21 protein-coding genes are annotated in these 16,728 nt (G+C 45.2%); 2 read left to right on the forward strand and 19 right to left on the reverse strand.

The window, feature by feature from the left end; all coding sequences use genetic code 11:
* Positions 1–107: 107 nt before the first annotated feature.
* Together U0008_RS20965 and U0008_RS20970 are read left to right on the forward strand one after the other, a co-directional pair.
* Positions 108–869: an SDR family NAD(P)-dependent oxidoreductase gene (locus U0008_RS20965; protein WP_043489734.1), complete on the forward strand. Its 762-nt coding sequence runs from the start codon at positions 108–110 to the stop codon at positions 867–869.
* A 247-nt stretch (positions 870–1,116) separates the two neighbouring features.
* Positions 1,117–2,085, forward strand: coding sequence for a chemotaxis protein (locus U0008_RS20970; protein ID WP_025799585.1), 969 nt, complete (start codon positions 1,117–1,119; stop codon positions 2,083–2,085).
* 62 nt (positions 2,086–2,147) lie between these two features.
* Here the strand turns inward: U0008_RS20970 and U0008_RS20975 are convergent, their stop codons facing one another.
* The 19 genes from U0008_RS20975 to U0008_RS21065 all read right to left on the reverse strand — a co-directional run bounded on the left by U0008_RS20975 (position 2,148) and on the right by U0008_RS21065 (position 16,443).
* Positions 2,148–2,345, reverse strand: coding sequence for a hypothetical protein (locus tag U0008_RS20975; RefSeq protein WP_025799586.1), 198 nt, complete (start codon positions 2,343–2,345; stop codon positions 2,148–2,150).
* A gap of 42 nt (positions 2,346–2,387) precedes the next feature.
* Positions 2,388–2,717, reverse strand: a complete 330-nt coding sequence (locus U0008_RS20980; protein ID WP_038502556.1) for a DUF1622 domain-containing protein — start codon at positions 2,715–2,717, stop codon at positions 2,388–2,390.
* Between the two features lie 11 nt (positions 2,718–2,728).
* Positions 2,729–3,799 (reverse strand): linear amide C-N hydrolase, encoded by a 1,071-nt coding sequence (locus U0008_RS20985; protein WP_043489738.1) that lies wholly within the window; start codon positions 3,797–3,799, stop codon positions 2,729–2,731.
* A gap of 166 nt (positions 3,800–3,965) precedes the next feature.
* Positions 3,966–4,727, reverse strand: a complete 762-nt coding sequence (gene chbG / locus U0008_RS20990; RefSeq protein WP_043489740.1) for a chitin disaccharide deacetylase — start codon at positions 4,725–4,727, stop codon at positions 3,966–3,968.
* Positions 4,728–4,772: 45 nt separating this feature from the next.
* Positions 4,773–6,116: a 6-phospho-beta-glucosidase gene (locus tag U0008_RS20995; RefSeq protein WP_043489741.1), complete on the reverse strand. Its 1,344-nt coding sequence runs from the start codon at positions 6,114–6,116 to the stop codon at positions 4,773–4,775.
* 182 nt (positions 6,117–6,298) lie between these two features.
* Positions 6,299–7,135, reverse strand: a complete 837-nt coding sequence (gene chbR / locus U0008_RS21000; RefSeq protein WP_025799591.1) for a transcriptional regulator ChbR — start codon at positions 7,133–7,135, stop codon at positions 6,299–6,301.
* A 14-nt stretch (positions 7,136–7,149) separates the two neighbouring features.
* Positions 7,150–7,497 carry a PTS N,N'-diacetylchitobiose transporter subunit IIA gene (gene chbA / locus U0008_RS21005; protein WP_043489743.1) on the reverse strand — a complete coding sequence of 116 codons (348 nt, stop codon included), beginning with the start codon at positions 7,495–7,497 and terminating at the stop codon, positions 7,150–7,152.
* Between the two features lie 63 nt (positions 7,498–7,560).
* Complete coding sequence (gene chbC, locus U0008_RS21010) at positions 7,561–8,919, reverse strand: PTS N,N'-diacetylchitobiose transporter subunit IIC (protein WP_025799595.1); 1,359 nt, start codon at positions 8,917–8,919, stop codon at positions 7,561–7,563.
* A gap of 122 nt (positions 8,920–9,041) precedes the next feature.
* The gene (locus U0008_RS21015) at positions 9,042–9,365 is read right to left on the reverse strand and encodes a PTS sugar transporter subunit IIB (RefSeq protein WP_025799598.1); all 324 of its coding nucleotides are present in this window, start codon (positions 9,363–9,365) and stop codon (positions 9,042–9,044) included.
* Between the two features lie 293 nt (positions 9,366–9,658).
* Positions 9,659–10,546: an SMP-30/gluconolactonase/LRE family protein gene (locus U0008_RS21020; RefSeq protein ID WP_121626068.1), complete on the reverse strand. Its 888-nt coding sequence runs from the start codon at positions 10,544–10,546 to the stop codon at positions 9,659–9,661.
* A 244-nt stretch (positions 10,547–10,790) separates the two neighbouring features.
* Entirely contained in the window at positions 10,791–11,111 is a 321-nt protein-coding gene (locus U0008_RS21025) for a TA system toxin CbtA family protein (RefSeq protein ID WP_043489747.1), read from the reverse strand.
* A gap of 36 nt (positions 11,112–11,147) precedes the next feature.
* Positions 11,148–11,471, reverse strand: coding sequence for a type IV toxin-antitoxin system YeeU family antitoxin (locus U0008_RS21030; RefSeq protein ID WP_043489749.1), 324 nt, complete (start codon positions 11,469–11,471; stop codon positions 11,148–11,150).
* 12 nt (positions 11,472–11,483) lie between these two features.
* Positions 11,484–11,954, reverse strand: coding sequence for a RadC family protein (gene radC, locus U0008_RS21035; protein ID WP_043489751.1), 471 nt, complete (start codon positions 11,952–11,954; stop codon positions 11,484–11,486).
* Between the two features lie 66 nt (positions 11,955–12,020).
* Entirely contained in the window at positions 12,021–12,842 is an 822-nt protein-coding gene (locus tag U0008_RS21040; protein WP_043489753.1) for a DUF932 domain-containing protein, read from the reverse strand.
* Between the two features lie 75 nt (positions 12,843–12,917).
* On the reverse strand, positions 12,918–13,346 hold the full coding sequence (locus U0008_RS21045) for a hypothetical protein (protein WP_043489755.1): 429 nt from the start codon (positions 13,344–13,346) through the stop codon (positions 12,918–12,920).
* Between the two features lie 35 nt (positions 13,347–13,381).
* Entirely contained in the window at positions 13,382–13,561 is a 180-nt protein-coding gene (locus U0008_RS21050) for a hypothetical protein (RefSeq protein ID WP_043489757.1), read from the reverse strand.
* A 50-nt stretch (positions 13,562–13,611) separates the two neighbouring features.
* Positions 13,612–14,415, reverse strand: coding sequence for a hypothetical protein (locus U0008_RS21055; protein ID WP_043489760.1), 804 nt, complete (start codon positions 14,413–14,415; stop codon positions 13,612–13,614).
* Positions 14,416–14,434: 19 nt separating this feature from the next.
* Positions 14,435–14,869 carry a hypothetical protein gene (locus tag U0008_RS21060; protein ID WP_043489762.1) on the reverse strand — a complete coding sequence of 145 codons (435 nt, stop codon included), beginning with the start codon at positions 14,867–14,869 and terminating at the stop codon, positions 14,435–14,437.
* Between the two features lie 413 nt (positions 14,870–15,282).
* Positions 15,283–16,443, reverse strand: a complete 1,161-nt coding sequence (locus U0008_RS21065; RefSeq protein ID WP_248298839.1) for a hypothetical protein — start codon at positions 16,441–16,443, stop codon at positions 15,283–15,285.
* Positions 16,444–16,728 lie beyond the last annotated feature (285 nt).

The following is a 16,728-nucleotide window of genomic DNA, read 5'->3' on the forward strand; positions in this document are numbered from 1 at the left end:
GTTCATTACGAAAAAGACGATCTGGCAATAATACGCGCATAACAAGCACGCCACTATCTCCTTCTGCGCCTATCATTAACTTATCAAACCAACGAGGCGTTTTTATCATGAATCAGAATATCAAAGTTGCAGTTATCACCGGTGGAAGCCGAGGCCTTGGCCGCAGTACCGTCATCAATCTCGCCCAACGCGGCATTCATTCAATCTTTACGTATAAATCAGGCCAGCAAGAAGCGGCTGAAGTGGTGAAAGAAGCAGAGAAAGCGGGGGCAAAAGCCATCGCCCTGTATCTTGATACGGCTAACATCGCCGGATTTGATGATTTTGCTGCACAAGTGCAAGAAGCTCTGCGAGAACTCAATACTGATAAGTTTAATTATCTCGTTAATAACGCAGGTATTTCCAACCACACGCCATTTATGCAAGTGACTGAAGAAGAATTAGATTTACAATTTCAGGTGAACTTCAAAGGCGTATTTTTCCTCACCCAGAAACTGTTGCCACTGATGAAAGACGGTGGCCAAATCGTCAATATTTCTTCTGGTGTGACTCGCTTTGTGAACCCAAATAGCGTGGCCTACGCCACCGTTAAAGGCGCCGTTGAGGTTTTCACTCGTTATCTAGCTCACGATCTCGGTAAGCGCAATATTTCGGTGAATAGTGTCGCGCCAGGCGCCATTCAAACCGATTTTAGCGGCGGCGTCGTTCGCGATAATCCAGAAATAAACCAAGTCGTTTCAAACATGACTGCGCTTGGCAGACCAGGCTTGCCAGACGATATTGGTAAAATGCTAGCTTCATTCCTCTCTGACGATAATCATTGGATCAATGCACAACGCATTGAAGTTTCAGGTGGAATGCGGCTGTAAAAATCGGGCCCCTAGGGCTAAGCGAATAGAAATATCGAGCTTGGCCCTATTTAATAACTTCTAATATAAGCAATTTTCTTTTTTAAACGGCCTAATACCGAAATATAAAAACACGGCTGACAAATCATTTTCCTACCCACTCTCTATTTTTCCTCATCTTTGCCGATAACCTTTATAACGCATTCACTTCGTGTTGTGGCCAGCATTGTTTATTCCCAACACCTGCCGATTAACAATTGAGGTTTAGATGGATAGTTTTCAGAAAGATATCGATGAAAGGGCTAACCTAGCCTTATCCAACAAGTTCGAGCTGTTACTGTTTCGGTTAGGAGCAAGCCAACACGACAGCAAATCAGAGCTTTACGGGATCAACGTTTTCAAGCTGCGCGAAATTGTGCCCATGCAAAAAATCAATCGCGCGGCGGGTATGGTTTCGCCACTATTGGGGGTGGTGAATATCCGCGATCAGATTATGCCGGTTATCGACCTTCCGGCTGCGCTTGGCTGTACGCCTCAAACGGGTCTCAATCTACTTCTGATCACCGAGTATGCGCGTAGCACGCAGGCTTTTGCCGTTGAGGCCGTCGATAATATTATTCGCCTAGATTGGAGCCAAGTTCATACAGCTGAAGCCGGTGTCAGCAGCCGTAATATCACCAGCATTGCCAGTATGGAAGATGAAAATGGCAATAAAGATCTGGCGCTGGTGCTCGATGTTGAGCAAATTCTTTACGACATTATCCCCTCTGGCCGTAACGTCGATGTGGCAGCGATTAAAGAGAAAAGTTTTGCCTTGAAACCCGGTGCCATTGCGATTGTGGCTGAAGATTCGAAGGTCGCCCGTTCGATGCTGGAGCAAGGTCTAAAAGGCATGGGAATTCCTACGCAGATGCATACCACCGGCCTAGAAGCTTGGGAGAATATTCAGTCTATTGCCGCCGAAGCCAAAGCCGCAGGCCAATCAATAACCGATCGAATTGGATTGGTATTAACCGATATCGAAATGCCTGAAATGGATGGTTTCACCCTAACGCGGAATATTAAGAACGAAGCCACGCTGAAACAGATCCCCGTGGTTATCCACTCATCGCTATCAGGCAGCGCAAACGAAGACCATGTACGTAAAGTTGGGGCTAATGGCTACGTTGCAAAATTCGACGTTGCCGAGCTTTCAGAAGTGATCCACAAAGCATTGGCTGATGTTGCGGGGAGTTAATCAGCTTGCAGCCAAACTCAACATGGGCAGCGCGGTTCGTGCCGCCCATAAATAAATCTTAACTAGATCTTCAAGGCTTTCTGGATAGCATCGGCTAGAGATTCGATGTGTTTCTCTGCCGCTTGGAGTTGGTGGCTAACGCTGTTTCCATCATTGCTATCCGCCAAAGTGACTTTAATCAGCTCAAGCGCTGCGTTAACTGCGATAGTGCGCTGTTTCTGCTCACTTGAAACATGATCTGGGAAATAATTCTCTAACATAAACCGTCCTTATTTATTATCCAATAAATCATTAAATTCCTTTCACTTATTTTCTGCCGTTAGCTCTCTCGACAAAAAATAGTTCAAGAAGGTACGAATAACCGCAATAATCGCTAACTTCAGTAATTCATCAAGGCTCGGATTTATTGTCGTCGCCAAAATATCTGCTGCTAATTGAAACTCTAACGCCAAGGCTAACCAGCTACCAAAACGCGTTCTCATAATGTGGAAAATTGACTGGTTATTAAAATTAGGAATAACCGTCCACAGCGTTCTCACAAGCCCAATAAATACACATAAAACAGAGATAAGCTCTAAAAATGTCTGCAAGGTTTCAGACAAATAAATGATAATCTCTTTTATATGCTCCATTATTTTTAACCTTAATCCACAACGGCTGCTAAAAATTCAAAGGGTTTGGCTGGCTCAAAAGCGTGGGAAACTTCACCATTAAAATCAGCCATTTGGTTTACACCCAACGATAGTTTTCGCACCGGAGACTCAGCAGAAAGATCGGCCTGTTTTAAATCAACCCAAAACGTACTCATCCCAACGGCTGATTCAAAATAGTAGAGCTTATTTTTTTGATCGGAAATGGTACGCCAGCGGGTTGAGGAAATATTAGGCTCTGCCTGTGAGGTGATACCAAAGGGCACCGACACTGAACGCATAACGCTCACTACACTCGCAAGGGCAAGACGTGCTTCGTGATACTTAGGAATTGCATTAATGTAATATTTGGCACGAACGAAGCGATCTGCCGCACGATTGGTGCCAGGCAGCATAATATTACCGCCAATCCCTTCCCAATATTTATCAATGGCCAGTTGCTGATCGTAGGTTGGTGAGTTGGTTAAAACTTGATATTCGGGGCTATGGTGGATAACCAGTTTTCCATCGATATATTCAAAAATAGCACTATCACCGCTGGCATCAGACAACGCTAAATGAATGGTCGCCAAGCGCGGTTGGCCGGGAACATCACCCGTAACCACCACAAATGGCTCAGACTGTAATTCTTTCACCGCTTCATCCACCGTGGCGAAATTATCCAACGCATACTGAGCCCATGCGGCCAGCGAAAGGCTCGGCTTATCTTTAGAAGGTTTAGGATACTGCGACTCTGCCAGCCACAGCATATTGGCGACCAATCCTTTTTCATTCATTCCATCGGTCGTAGCAATGTTGTAGGCCGCCGTCGTTACGCTGCCATACTTTGACACCCATTCCACAGAATGAGCGCCAGCATTGCCGTTACGCGCCATTCCACGCGGAAAGATCCACAGATCGGAATGCAAATCTTCTTTCCAATCCATTGTGCGGCCAGTCATCACTAGCTTATCTTCACCCTGATATACCGCACGAGTGCATGCTAAAGCGAGCTGGGGGGAAAATAACATCCCAACCGAACAAATGAGCAATGACGCTGCTGAAAGCAAAATATTTAAATGCATTGGCTATCACCTGGTTATTTTTTACCAGTGTAAGTAGTGATGGATAATTAAGCAAAAGATGCCCTGCATAAAACGTATTTTGTTTGGATAGTATTTATATTTCAGGAATGGAGATGAGAGAGCGGGAAATAGCTTCCCGCCTACGGATGTAATAGAGAGTAAATGACTAGAATAAATCTTGAAACGATCCCAACCTGAATCCCCGCTCCGCAATCGCTTTTTTTAGCGAATCGGATGTCAACACATCCAGTTCGGCCAGGCGCGGGTAGCAATATTTGCTGGTCAGCAGTGTGTTATCAATAAACGCCGGATGGCACATAATCTCCAAAGAGCTATCACCACGTTCTATGGCACTATCTAGCGTGCTCAGAAACAGCGCTTCAGTAATTGACTCACCATAAAAACCGCTGTCGAACCCATGAGTGCTTTGCGCGCCGTGCAATTCCAACTGGGCTTTGCGAACGTCATCACGGTCGATGCGCAAACCCACGCCCTTTTCTTTCGCAAAAGCCGCCACTATAGGGAAAATCTGCGGGAACATATGCACGTGGTGATGGCTATCGATATGAGTCGGCAGCCTACCAAAAACGTCAACAAAGCGTTCGAATTGGCACTTTAGCTCTTGTTCAATTTCATCTAACGGCAGAGTTCCCTGTTCTGCCATTTCCCAGATCCATTTGCCCAATTCTCCATTGCGCGCCAAATTTGGCATCGGCGACAGCGGGCGTCCTAGCGTCAACGCAAAGTGCATTCCAACCGATAGCCCAGGGTTTTCAGCGCTCAGAGCAGCTGCATGCTCGACGCTTGCTGAGTTAACCAGTGCCGTGGTAGACGTCACTACGCCGTTTTTGAACGCCTCGATAATGCCGTAGTTTTGGGCTTTACAAAGCCCAAAATCATCAGCGTTCACTATCAATAATTTTTCCATAATCCCCTCAGCGAAACGCCTTCCCTTTACAGGGAAGGCGTTGGGTTATTTTAGTGCCGCGATAGTTTTGGCAAAGTTAGGCAGTAACGCTTCATGTGCCAACAACATTTCACGTGCTAGAACCTCTGCATCTTTATCAGAATGAATCAGCGGGCTCAGGTTCATCGCCAGCAGCACATCATTCAGCTCACCGCTTATTGCGGCAGCACTAGCGGCAATTTCAAAGCCTTTGATGGTGTGAATCAACCCTAACACTTTGTCATCAAAGTGCGTCAAACGTGGATGCGGCGTGGCGCCATCACGTCCAATAGTACAGGTCATTTCAACGGTCCAATCTGCCGGAATGTTATCAATATGACCATTGTGCGGGAAGTTAACGTATTGCTCAGTCTGCTTGTCGTTATAAATCGCGCTGATCACTTCGCAGGCCGCATCGGAATAATAAGCCCCACCGCGCAGCTCCAGCTCTTTTGGTTTTACGTTCAATTCAGGATTTTTATACAGATCAAAAAGCTGCTTCTCGACTTTTTGCACCACGCTTGCACGCGCGCCGCCTTTGTAGAATTCGCCCATTTCGATCGCCAGCATTTCTTTCTGCTTGAAGTAGTACAGCAGATAAGAACACGGCAGCAGCTTAAGAGAACGGATAAGGCCTTCGCTAAACGGCAAATCGAAGATATTTTTTACCGAACCGGCGGTTAACGTGCCGGAGGCTACGCCATCAAGCAGCTCTGCAAAGCGAGATTCTCCGTTAACGATGACGTCTTTAATAAAGACCATATGGTTCAGGCCAAAGAGGTCGATCGACAAATCATCCTGTGGTGTCAGTTTCAGCACATCCTGAATAAACATTTTCATGCCAACGGGGATGTTACAGACACCAATGAATTTCTTGAATTTGGTATGGCGGAATACGGCTTCTGTGACCATACCCGCTGGGTTAGTAAAGTTAATTACCCACGCGTTCGGGCAGATTTCTTCCACATCTTTAATGATGTCAAAAATAACCGGGATCGTGCGCAACCCTTTGAATAGACCGCCTGCACCGTTAGTTTCTTGGCCAAGATAGCCGTGGCTCAGTGGAATTCGCTCATCCAACTCACGCGCTTTAAGCTGGCCAACACGCAATTGTGTGGTAACAAAATCGGCATCTACAAATGCTTCACGGCGATCCAGCGTTTTATGCATAACAATCGGCACGCCTGCGCGCTCGACCATACGCTGGCAGAGGTCAAAAATAATATCCTGTTTCTCTTTACCGGCCTCAACATCAACCAGCCATAATTCGGTAATCGGCAATTCATTGTAACGTTTAATAAAACCTTCAAGTAATTCTGGGGTATAACTACTTCCGCCACCGATAGTAACGACTTTCAGCTTTTTACTCATAGGAACTCCCGTACAATATCATTGCACTTCATATTAAATTAAGTGAGATATACCCATCACACATCAAATCACAGGCGCGCGTTTAAAAAACAAAAGTTTTTCTGTCATTATCGTTATTAGGGTATATGTGAATGATTGAAGACTGTCTTATAAACAACAGTCCACATTCATTCATACATAGGTTAGTTAATACTGCACAACTTCTTTCTATAATTCTTCGGTGTAAACGATGTCAGTTTTTTAAAGTTTTTAATAAACATGCTCGGGCTGCTGTAGCCGGAATCAAATGCAATATCCGCAACCGAGTAATTGGTTATTTCCAGCTGTTTTTTAGCAAAATCAATGCGTATCTCATTAATGATCTGCATTGGCGTTTTTCCGTAGTGGCGCTGAGTGGCTCGAGTCAGATACTCTTGCGATTTTCCAGATAGCTCCACCATATTTGCCAAGGCCTTATCGCCAAACATCACCTTGTCATGCATTTTTTCTACCGCGTTCTTAAGCCAATCCGGCACATCAGCGATAACTTCGGTTTCTCTGTGATGACGTAAACGATTTACGATATAAAACGTCACCACTTCAAGAAACTCATTAAATTCGCCGTTCCTAAAATTAAGAGAAGAAATAACGGACTCTATATACGTTAGGAACTCAGTTTTTATCTGATAAACCTGTGATGCTACAAATCGATTAGGCAACAAAAATAAATAATGCTGCTCGAAAAACGCTTTGCTAATTCCGACGTTTAATATTCTCGTCGCACCGAACTCATAAAAACTTTGGTGGTTCGACCCTAATGGGATAAAGACAAAGTCACCACGTTCTAACAATACCTTTTTCCCATTGATATTTTGGTAATATCGTCCGGTCAGCACCACCGTAAACTCGTAGTAATCGTGCTCATGCAGCCCTGAAATGCTTTCTACTTTGTTGTAGATAAACATGTGAAAATTCTGACCATCGAAGAGCTGATTTTCACGTGCAGTCTTAATTTCCATGCTCAGTACCGATGGCTGCATAATAATTCTCTACGTTATTTTATTTTCTCATGAACCTCAATCAGTTCTGCAATCAGTTCACGAGCCAGCATTGATGTCATCAGGTGATCTTGCGCATGAACCAGAATCAAACTGACTTTGGTTTTCCCTTCGCCCTGATCGCCTTCAATCAGCTTGGTTTGCACCAGATGCGCTTCATTCAGCGATAAGCGAGACTGACTCATCAACGCTTTGGCCTGTTCGAAGTCACCTTCTTTGGCCTTTTTCAGTGCGCCATAGGCCAAGCTGCGAGCCTGTCCAGAATTGATAATGAGCCCCATCACCACTTCTTCCAGATCCTGCAATTCCTCTTCGGTATCAACAATGTTTTCTAAATCAAACATTTTAACTCTCCATAACGGGGCCGTTAGCGGCGGGGGAAAATGTTCTCCCCACCAACGGTAAGATTAGAATTTCAATGCGTTCGCAATATCTTCTTCGCTTTCTTCTTCTTCAATTATCGCCTGAGCCTTGTTAGACAGGATAACGAAAGGCATATAGACCAGCGTTGATACACCCAAGTTGAACAATGCGACTAACAGCGCAGCGATGCTGCCGTTACTGTTAAAGAATGCGCCCAGTCCGGTAGGCATGGTCCACGGTGCAAGGTTCGTCACCGGAGGAATGATGCCCATGCTGTACGCCGCCAGCGTGATGGCTGCCAGAATCGGCTGAATCAGTACGAACGGGATAAACATCACTGGGTTCATGATAATTGGCAAACCAAACAAGATCGGTTCGTTAATCTGGAAGATGCCTGACGGCAGCGCCAGCTTAGCCACTTGACGGTGATCTGCACGGCGTGAACCGATGAAGATAGCAATAATCAGACCCAACGTGGCCCCAGACCCCCCTAACAGAATGTAGGAGTCGAGCATAGGTTTAGCCCAGAAGTGGAAGGTTTTACCCGCTGCAATCGCCGCTTCAACAGAACCGTATTGTTTGTACAGGTCGATGTTTTCCAGTGCCCAAGGCGTCATGATGCCGTTGTCTAACGCCGTCAGAGCCAAAGAACCGTGCACACCAAAGAACCACAACAGGGAGTTGAAAATAACGTAAGCCCAGCCCACTACGCTGCCCATCGACGCCAGCGGCTTGGAGATGGAATCCATAATAATCTGGTGGAAGTTGTTGCCATATAATCCCAGCAGCCAAGAAATAATCCCGAAGATAGACAGGATAATAAAGCCTGGAATTAATGCAGAGAATGAGCGAGAAACAGAAGAAGGCACGCTATCTGGCAATGTGATAACCCAATTTCTGCGAATAATAAACGCAAACATTTCGGCAACCACCAACCCGATAATCATACCGGAAATAATATTCGAGCCACCCAGCCAGTTCGCACCTACCGCATAGGCTTCACCCACGCTGTAAGGTGTTACGGTCATAAACGCCGCAACGGATAATAAACCGGCTGAAAGCGAATCAACTTTACGCTCTTCGGCTAATGCCATCCCAATAAAGAAGGGCGCCATCAGCGACATAATCCCCAGCGTACCGTTATAAACGTTACCGCCAATAACTTTTAATCCGTTGAGTGTTTCAATGGTTGAAGCATCTAAACGAATACCGAGGGAATAAAAAAATGAGCCGTCGCCAAAGCTTAGAAATACGTTATTAATTAAAACAAACATGGCCCCCGCAAGGGTCAGCGGCATTAACTTAATAAAGCCATTTTTAATAGCGTTAATGTGAGGCTGTTTACCAATTTTGACGGCAAAAGGAAGAAGTATCTTTTCAAGTGAATCAATGGTTTTACTCATTGGTATTTTCCTTTAATGCCGCCATTCGGCGGCCAGAATATGAAATTCGCTCTTTGACTGGATTTCTCTTTGACTTAAAAATTCTTAATAAGAATTAAAATAAAAAATGACAAAAATAAAAATTACTGACTTGCTGCTGCTTTCTTGATCGCTGCAACCGCAGCTTTCAATACACCTAACCCATCAATTTTGCCGTACATAACAGAATCAATCACTTCAACGGGCTTTCCTGGTAATAACTTTTGGATCTCTGGCTGCATGTACGCAATTTGTGGACCAAGCAGAACCAGATCCGCCACGCCGCCCTTCTCGCCAGCCAGTGTTTCAGGGAATGCTTCGATAATGACCGGTACTTCATATTTCTCTGCTTGAACCTTCATTTTAGAAACCAGCAGAGAGGTGGACATTCCGGCGGAACAAAATAAATAGATGACTTTCTTTTCCATTATGAAACCCTCATATCCTCTATAGATTGCAGACCTGACACCATCTGCGTTCTAACCGGTGAGAACTCATCTACTGCCAATCAACAAAAATGACGAGTTGTCCCTGTTTGAATCGAGTATACGACATCGCTTTAGAGTGGGGTAATTCAGAACTAACAAAAATTGTCTCTCCTTGACCACTTGCTATGACCCTTTTCACATTCTGGGTAAATAATTCGCGGAAATAAATAAGATTAGGGTTATGCGCTGTAGGCATAACCCTACGAAAGAAAGTGCTTGGAGCCCGTGTCGGCTCAAAGCGAAGAGGGGGAATTCTGTTTAAATCTGGGCTTAATGAGACCTGCAACCTCGGTTTTTAAAGTAAAAAGCGCACCGGAAAGCGGACGTTCGCGAATCTCTTCATCAGCCATATTTTCACGCGTCGTGGTCACAAACAACGTCTTCATATCAGAACCACCGAAGCAGACCATTGTCGGACAGCGAACCGGCAGCCTATGCTCTTCAAGCAGCTCGCCGTTACGAGAAAAACGGGCGATGCGATAGCCATCAAACAGCGCACTCCAGTAGCAGCCTTCGCTATCCATCGCTGCTCCGTCTGGTCGCCCATTGCCGCGAGGAAAAGTTTTCCACACCTCACGCAGCCCCGGATTGCCCAGCTCATCCAATGGAGTACGGTAAATAACGTGGTTAGGCGTGTCGCTGGTATACATCCAACGGTTATCAGCGGAAAACGCCAAGCCGTTGGCGCCAAGAATGTCACATTGCAGAACCGTTGCTTTCAGCTCGGCATCAACACGACAGAGCAAAGCACCGTTGTAATCACGCGGAGCCCAATAGGTTCCGGCGTAAAAACGGCCTTGCTGATCGGTGCCGCCATCGTTAAAGCGCGCCAAGGCTGGGTTATTCGGGTTATCACATACCTTGTGCATCACTGCGCCGTGGCTATCGGTAAGGTAAATTCCCGAACGCATCGCAACAATAAACCCGCCTTGCTCACGCAGCGCAAAACAACCTACTTCCTCAGGAAAATTAAGTTTCTGATGCTGACCTGTCGTTGGCTGATAGCTATGGATCTCTTTCTGCAGAATATCAGTCCAATAAAGCGTTTGGGTTTGCGCGTCCCACGTCGGGCATTCGGGTAAAACACCCTGATAATCAAATAACGGTTCCAGCTTGTGCATCATCAGCGATCCTTATTGGGGGATTATCAACGCTGAGAGTATGCCGCATAGCAGTACAAATTGCCGTTATATACTGAGGGACTATTAATGCTATTTTTGACGAGGATGGAGTTCAGGGGAGGCAAATTGGCGGAGATCACAGGAGTCGCATTTGATAGATAATCATATTGAATCTATTGATTATTTTCTTATTCTCTTTTGATTCATGCCCCCAATTGTGCCCCCACATAGTTTTCCTTGTTAGTTAAGTGGCTAGACTTCCAAGGTTAAACTGCGCTCGATGAACATCCAATGGCGTTAACCAAGGTTCTTGATGTTGCCTTGAGAAATCTTTTCGGTCAACACGAACCAGTTCATAACGTTCTACCAGAAAATTAACTGCATCAGTGAGTGTTACGCCCGCTTCAATGTGATCACCTATAACAGTGTCATCATGGAACGGGGTGTCATTAATCGTGAGGCCGTAATGGTGTTCCAGCAGATACGTTAACAGTTGCTGCCATAACTGGACGGGCGACAGGCGTGGCGAAACCGGTACCGTAGCCGGTACAGTTGAAATTTGCATGAGTGAAGTCCTGGTAAAAGAAGAAGATAGAAGGTGTTACTGGGCTGGATAAATTGAAATGTAAACGTAGCCGCAACTGGCACGGGTATCAGCTACACAGGTTAATCCGGCAAGGTGAACCTTCACCTGATGTTGCCAACCAGGATTTAGCTCGCCGGAACGCAGCATATTTTCCAGTTGTGCGATAAACAGAGGGAAAGTTAGTTCCAGTTTCTGTAATTGCTCTGAACTAAAGCTCCCCGTCAAACCGGCTCTGTCAGCGAGGTAATGTAGGCTATTGCCTTCCTGAACTAATCTGGCTCCAAATCTTGGGGTGATATCGCTTTGTAACCCCCATTCATGGGATGGTGTAAATGGCATGAAAATCTCCGTTCAAAGCAAACCACGCTCGGCAAAAGAAACCACTTCGTTCCCGACAACGAGATGATCCAGCACTCGCACTTCCACCAGTGCCAACGCTTTTACGATCCGCTGGGTGATATGTTTATCCTGCTGGCTGATTTCTGTCGTACCCGATGGATGGTTGTGGGCCAGAATGACCGCAGCTGCATTGTGCTTCAGGGCCGATTTAACCACTTCACGTGGATGCACTTCGGTATGGCTGAGCGTGCCGGTAAACAATGTTTCTCGCTCCAGCAGACAATGCTGATTGTCGAGATATATCACGATGAAAGCCTCACGCTCCTGATGAGCCATTTGTAATTGCACCCAGTTTTTAGCAAAGCTGGTGGCGGTAAATGTCTCACTGGGTTGACGCTGGTACTTCTCCAGTAGGCGCAATGCACGGCGAATGACTCGCTGCTCATTTGAAGGAAATACAGGAGATAAATTGAATACAGACATAATCGTTCCTTAAAACAAAAAGCCCCACCGGCTTATTGGCAGGGCCTGAATAATGGAAATAAAGATTCATGAAGCAAGCTGCAGCATACTCTCGGCCATAACCCAGAGGGCACGATTGAGCTTCACATCACCGTCGATACCTTTAACAGCGCGAGTATGGGCACGCTTCCCTTTGGTTGTTCGTCCCAACAGACCGCCTTTAATCAGGTTTTCCTGAATACGCTGGTAAGTGGTCCAGAGATCGTTACTCTCGTCCTCCCATCTGCGCGGGGAAAGGATTTGCGATTCCGTCACCGGTTGATGCTCTTCACCAAAGCGATAGGTTAATGCTGCTTTCGCCATCGCCTGCTGCGCGGGTGGTGGTAATATCAGCGACTGCATGGCATCACGCTTCTCCTCTACCCGGTCAAATATCCCCAGTACTTCGTAAGCCCCTTCAATGACTTTCTCCACCACGTTACCCAGGTGCGGCACGCGTACTTCCCCAAACGACTGGCCGCAAATCAAACCATTCTGGCAAACCGATCTAAATAATCCCGGCAACATCTGGTATGAACTGGAGCCGTCATGGCTGTTAAGGAGGATGATTTCAGACACCTGTTTGCCGGTAATCTGGCCTTCGCGACGCAGGCGCAGCATGTGTTTGGTGTGCTCTCGCTTGCTCGGGTCACGCACGCGAGTCTGGCAGGCAAAGAATGGCTGGAAGCCTTCGCGTTGTAGATTATCGAGCAGGGAAATAGTCGGGATGTAGGTGTACCTGTCACTGCGGGATTCATGTTTTGCTTCGCTAAACACGCTCGGCACGTAATGGGCCAGTTCATCGCGGGTTAACGGGCGGTCGCGACGTACAAGATTGACTGCACCAAAGCGGCTGGCTAAACGGGTCATGTGTCATTCCTTTAAAAAATGGGCATAAAAAAGGCCACCCCGAAGGATGGCCCTGTCTGTTATTAATGAGTCTGATTAGGTCGCTGGTGGTAACGTTGGTTGCAGCGCAGGTGACACCAGTTCTGCAGAGCCGTGTCTTTCGGCCCGGTAGAGCTGGAGTTGCGCCAGTAACGGGGCTTTCCGTGACTGGAGATAAGCCAGGCACCATTCCCTTCTGACAACCAGTCTGACCGGTACGGGCAGAAGCTCATAAGCCTTACTGAACACCGACTCGATAAACACATCGTCACTGAGTTTATCTTCAGCAATGTTCAGCAAGCCGTTGATAACGATAATATCGAGCAATCGCTTATATCGTGTAGTACGGGATTCTGGCCCTTCTGTCGTTTGCTCACTGACATTTTCTTCAACCCGCTCAACCGGATTATCAGTGGAGGAGACATTTCGCCGCATACTGAATTTCTCTTTCAGTCCTTTGAGTTTCCCCTGGGTATTTTCAGACATATTACTTTGATCCTCTGAGCGCTCAGAAAGGGTGATCAGGCGAGTGTGGCGAGTTTTTTAATGATGCGTATCAGACTCAGTGTGGTGAGGCTGGCTCCCAGTGCTTTAACTCCAACAGAATTGCTGCGCATCAATGTCACACCGGCAACACTAAAAACAAGTTGCCAGGTACAGTCCACGGTTGGTGGCGTTTCCTGCTGTAATGTTTTTCCCACTGAACCTCCATTAGCTGAATACCGAATAAAAAGTTATGTCACTGATAAGGTTATTTATAACCATTGGGAACCCAATGGCCCTGCTTACGGATATCAGTAATGATATCTCCCTGGTTGATCGAAATTGTGCGCCAGCCCGGCTCGTTGGCGGACGGATTACCGTAGGAATACCCCACTGACATCGTGAATGTTTCACCTGTCGTGGTGGTTACATCAGCTTCATATGCCGCTTCGGTATTTTGTTTGCGGATGAAACGCACGGTATTAATGGCACGACAACGCAGACTACTTTTGGCATGTTCAAATGAGTTATCCGCCATCTGGCAACCTTCAGATTTAATTTCATCCGTCAGGCTTGTCGAAGCATTAAAGTTTTTAGGGGCAGGAACAAAGTTAGCCATATCACTGCGCATTGTTGGAGGATCTGTTTGAAGCACAAGATAAACAGGACAATCTGATTTTCCGACTTCACAGGCTTTTGCGACGTAATCACGTACCAGCCAGCCTTTATTGCCGAAATACTCAGCACCGCTCTCGTCTTTACATTGTGACCACGTGGCTTTTTGTCCCATCATCACGCCGTCTACCAGGGCGCAGGTGACGGCTTTTACAGGCTTCCCGTCCCAGCGAACAGCGTCAAAGGGTTGAATGCCGGTATGATTCACATCAAGCGTATAAGCCTGCGGGTTCTTCGTTATCCGGTCATTTGCCTGTTTCAGTTGATTACTGCCTTCCTGAGTCAGAAAGAAGGTATAGCGTTCGGGATGTATGTCGCCGTGAATTGTCATTGCAGACGAGACCAAAGGAATAAACAGTGCTGCGGAGCTGAGAGATAAAATAACGAGTTTACGCATAAGGTTTCCTTTCAGTTTATTAATGATTAATACAGTCCTGCCAGGTGGCATCAGCCAGCGCCTCATTCAGCCCTTTGGAGCTGAATTGTTTAGAGATAGCGGCATTCATAGAGGTCATTTTTATTACGTCTTTTTCACTTGCTGCTTTTAGCGCAGTAAAGGCCGTTTCATCCAGAGGATGGTTCGTACCATTGATATTGACTCCAGGTTCAGAAAGTCCAGTTTGTGACGAGACGCGGTAATCCTCTGCAGGCACGCTGTAAGCAGCAGCCAGCTTTCCGCTTGTGCAGGTCAGTGTGAGTACTTCACCTGAAGCATTTTGAGTATTGAGTTCAAACTCCATGGCACTGATGTTCCCGTACCAGTCCCCCCATTGCTGGTCAGCCTGTACGGCGCTGGCACTGTGACTGAGCAGCAGTAATCCAGCCAAGGTTGCATAATAGTTTCTGAGCATTGGGTTTCCTTTCCTGATGATTTAAATACAAAAAAGCCCGCTTCCGTTTTAAGGGGAGCAGGCTGATCGTATTCATTAAATGAGGCAGCGGATAATCGTTAATACAGATCAGTCCCCAGGAATTGATCGTTAATACTTATCAAAATAACGATCGATTTCCTATTATCAATAGGGTTATCCTATCATGATTTCAGTATCGATCGGTGCAACAGATCAATGGGTTAGCACAACACAGACAAAAACATGCCGGGGGTATTCATTCAGGTAATATAGAGTTGAAAAAATCTGGGACCCAGTTTTCTGAACTTTTGTTTTAAAAAAAAAGGTGAATACTGAGTCACTATATTAATATAATAAATTAATTTAAGTATTAAACTAAAGCTGAAAGTTATCACAACTGTGCTTTAGAACATTTAACTAAACCAGGGGTCAGCATCTGAGTGGTGTTCTGGAGTGTCATTATCTTGTTCATCTGATAAATGAGGATTTTTATTTCCGATATTATTCATAACTTTTTCCATTACCTCATGTGCCTTTTCTCTCAGGATATCCTTTTCAGTTTTTACTGTTTCCTCTTCAGAAGGACCAGAAACCTCTGATATGTTTTCACCTGAGATGAGTTCACTTTTTATTTTTTTAAAAAATGGGCTGTTACTTTTCCGCTTTGCTTTCCGATAGGATGATGATTCCCAAGACTTTTTAAATCTGGATATGAATTTCTTATCATAATAGTACATAAAGATATAAATACAACGGAGTGCAAGATATTTCTCGGTGGTGGTTGATGGCCTGAAAAGGCTAAGGAAATGAGGTTGATGAATATAACCACTCATACATGAGCAATATATTTCATCCAGAGTTTCTTGTGAAATAGTCTTATCATTCTCACTCTCTTCAATTATTTTTTCTTGTGCTCTTTTTATAGAGCCAGTAATGTAATTAATTTTATCTTTGCAGATATAATCCCATGCCCAGTTTATTTTTTCCTTTTCATTTTTCTTTAGCGGCAACCCAATTGCTAATGGGGAGTGCCTGTCCCACTCATACCTTATATCTGACATAATGGATAACTTTGACGAAAGATCCATGTGTGATCTGTCAAAGAAATCCTCTATACACTCAATGCGCTCACGATGACTTACAGGATATTGAATTTTAATGAATCGATGATAAGGTGTTCTTGTATGAACAGTCAGTATTTGATTATCTCCAAAATTTGACAAGGAGCTGTTCTTATTACTGAAAACCCTGATATATGCCCATGCAAAATAACAGGCATCATTGCTACGTTTAAACCAACCAAACTCTTTTATTGGTAATAATGCTTCTTTCGCTTTTTTAAATCTATAGGCGTATGAGAATAACTCGTCTGAATCCTTATAAAGGATCCGAAAAGCCTCGTTTATTGCCAGCGCTGCTAAATTACAGTCTTCACCATATATGTGATTCAGGTGGTATGTTTTGACTTCCTTTGTTTGTCGGTAATTTTCAATAGCAACATCGTTTCTTACCATCCATAAAAATAATCTTACATCACGTTTGGTTTTTATATCTATCCACATTTTTCTATTCAAGATTAGCTATCCTTTTACATTCAACTTTAAATGATCTTAAAAGGATACTTCACAGTCTAAATCATAGCAATGTTCATAGTTGAAAACACAGTGTAAAACGTAGGTGTAAAACCTCATGTACAGCTTGTTATAAGGCATTTTTCACATGAAAAATGACACTTTCATTGATGTGAAAGCACAATCAAAAACCACACGCTATACAAACCCGTCAGCAGAGGAGTCCCGGAGGTTGTCAGGGCATGCTTTATATAGAGACTGAAAGCCTTAACAAATCACTGAGCGGAT

It is taken from the genome of Hafnia alvei (genome assembly GCF_034424155.1).
GTDB classification, from domain to species: domain Bacteria; phylum Pseudomonadota; class Gammaproteobacteria; order Enterobacterales; family Enterobacteriaceae; genus Hafnia; species Hafnia alvei.

Bases quoted from the DNA above. Each gene is read 5' to 3' on its own strand.
- U0008_RS20995 (WP_043489741.1), bottom strand. From the start codon at position 6,116: ATGAGTAAAAAGCTGAAAGTCGTTACTATCGGTGGCGGAAGTAGTTAT.
- U0008_RS21025 (WP_043489747.1), bottom strand. From the start codon at position 11,111: ATGCAAATTTCAACTGTACCGGCTACGGTACCGGTTTCGCCACGCCTG.
- U0008_RS21060 (WP_043489762.1), bottom strand. From the start codon at position 14,869: ATGCTCAGAAACTATTATGCAACCTTGGCTGGATTACTGCTGCTCAGT.
- chbR (WP_025799591.1), bottom strand. From the start codon at position 7,135: ATGCAGCCATCGGTACTGAGCATGGAAATTAAGACTGCACGTGAAAAT.
- chbC (WP_025799595.1), bottom strand. From the start codon at position 8,919: ATGAGTAAAACCATTGATTCACTTGAAAAGATACTTCTTCCTTTTGCC.
- U0008_RS21055 (WP_043489760.1), bottom strand. From the start codon at position 14,415: ATGCGTAAACTCGTTATTTTATCTCTCAGCTCCGCAGCACTGTTTATT.
- U0008_RS20970 (WP_025799585.1), top strand. From the start codon at position 1,117: ATGGATAGTTTTCAGAAAGATATCGATGAAAGGGCTAACCTAGCCTTA.
- chbG (WP_043489740.1), bottom strand. From the start codon at position 4,727: ATGGAAAAATTATTGATAGTGAACGCTGATGATTTTGGGCTTTGTAAA.
- U0008_RS20965 (WP_043489734.1), top strand. From the start codon at position 108: ATGAATCAGAATATCAAAGTTGCAGTTATCACCGGTGGAAGCCGAGGC.
- U0008_RS21020 (WP_121626068.1), bottom strand. From the start codon at position 10,546: ATGCACAAGCTGGAACCGTTATTTGATTATCAGGGTGTTTTACCCGAA.
- U0008_RS21030 (WP_043489749.1), bottom strand. From the start codon at position 11,471: ATGCCATTTACACCATCCCATGAATGGGGGTTACAAAGCGATATCACC.
- radC (WP_043489751.1), bottom strand. From the start codon at position 11,954: ATGTCTGTATTCAATTTATCTCCTGTATTTCCTTCAAATGAGCAGCGA.
- chbA (WP_043489743.1), bottom strand. From the start codon at position 7,497: ATGTTTGATTTAGAAAACATTGTTGATACCGAAGAGGAATTGCAGGAT.
- U0008_RS21040 (WP_043489753.1), bottom strand. From the start codon at position 12,842: ATGACCCGTTTAGCCAGCCGCTTTGGTGCAGTCAATCTTGTACGTCGC.
- U0008_RS21045 (WP_043489755.1), bottom strand. From the start codon at position 13,346: ATGTCTGAAAATACCCAGGGGAAACTCAAAGGACTGAAAGAGAAATTC.
- U0008_RS21015 (WP_025799598.1), bottom strand. From the start codon at position 9,365: ATGGAAAAGAAAGTCATCTATTTATTTTGTTCCGCCGGAATGTCCACC.
- U0008_RS20985 (WP_043489738.1), bottom strand. From the start codon at position 3,799: ATGCATTTAAATATTTTGCTTTCAGCAGCGTCATTGCTCATTTGTTCG.
- U0008_RS20980 (WP_038502556.1), bottom strand. From the start codon at position 2,717: ATGGAGCATATAAAAGAGATTATCATTTATTTGTCTGAAACCTTGCAG.
- U0008_RS20975 (WP_025799586.1), bottom strand. From the start codon at position 2,345: ATGTTAGAGAATTATTTCCCAGATCATGTTTCAAGTGAGCAGAAACAG.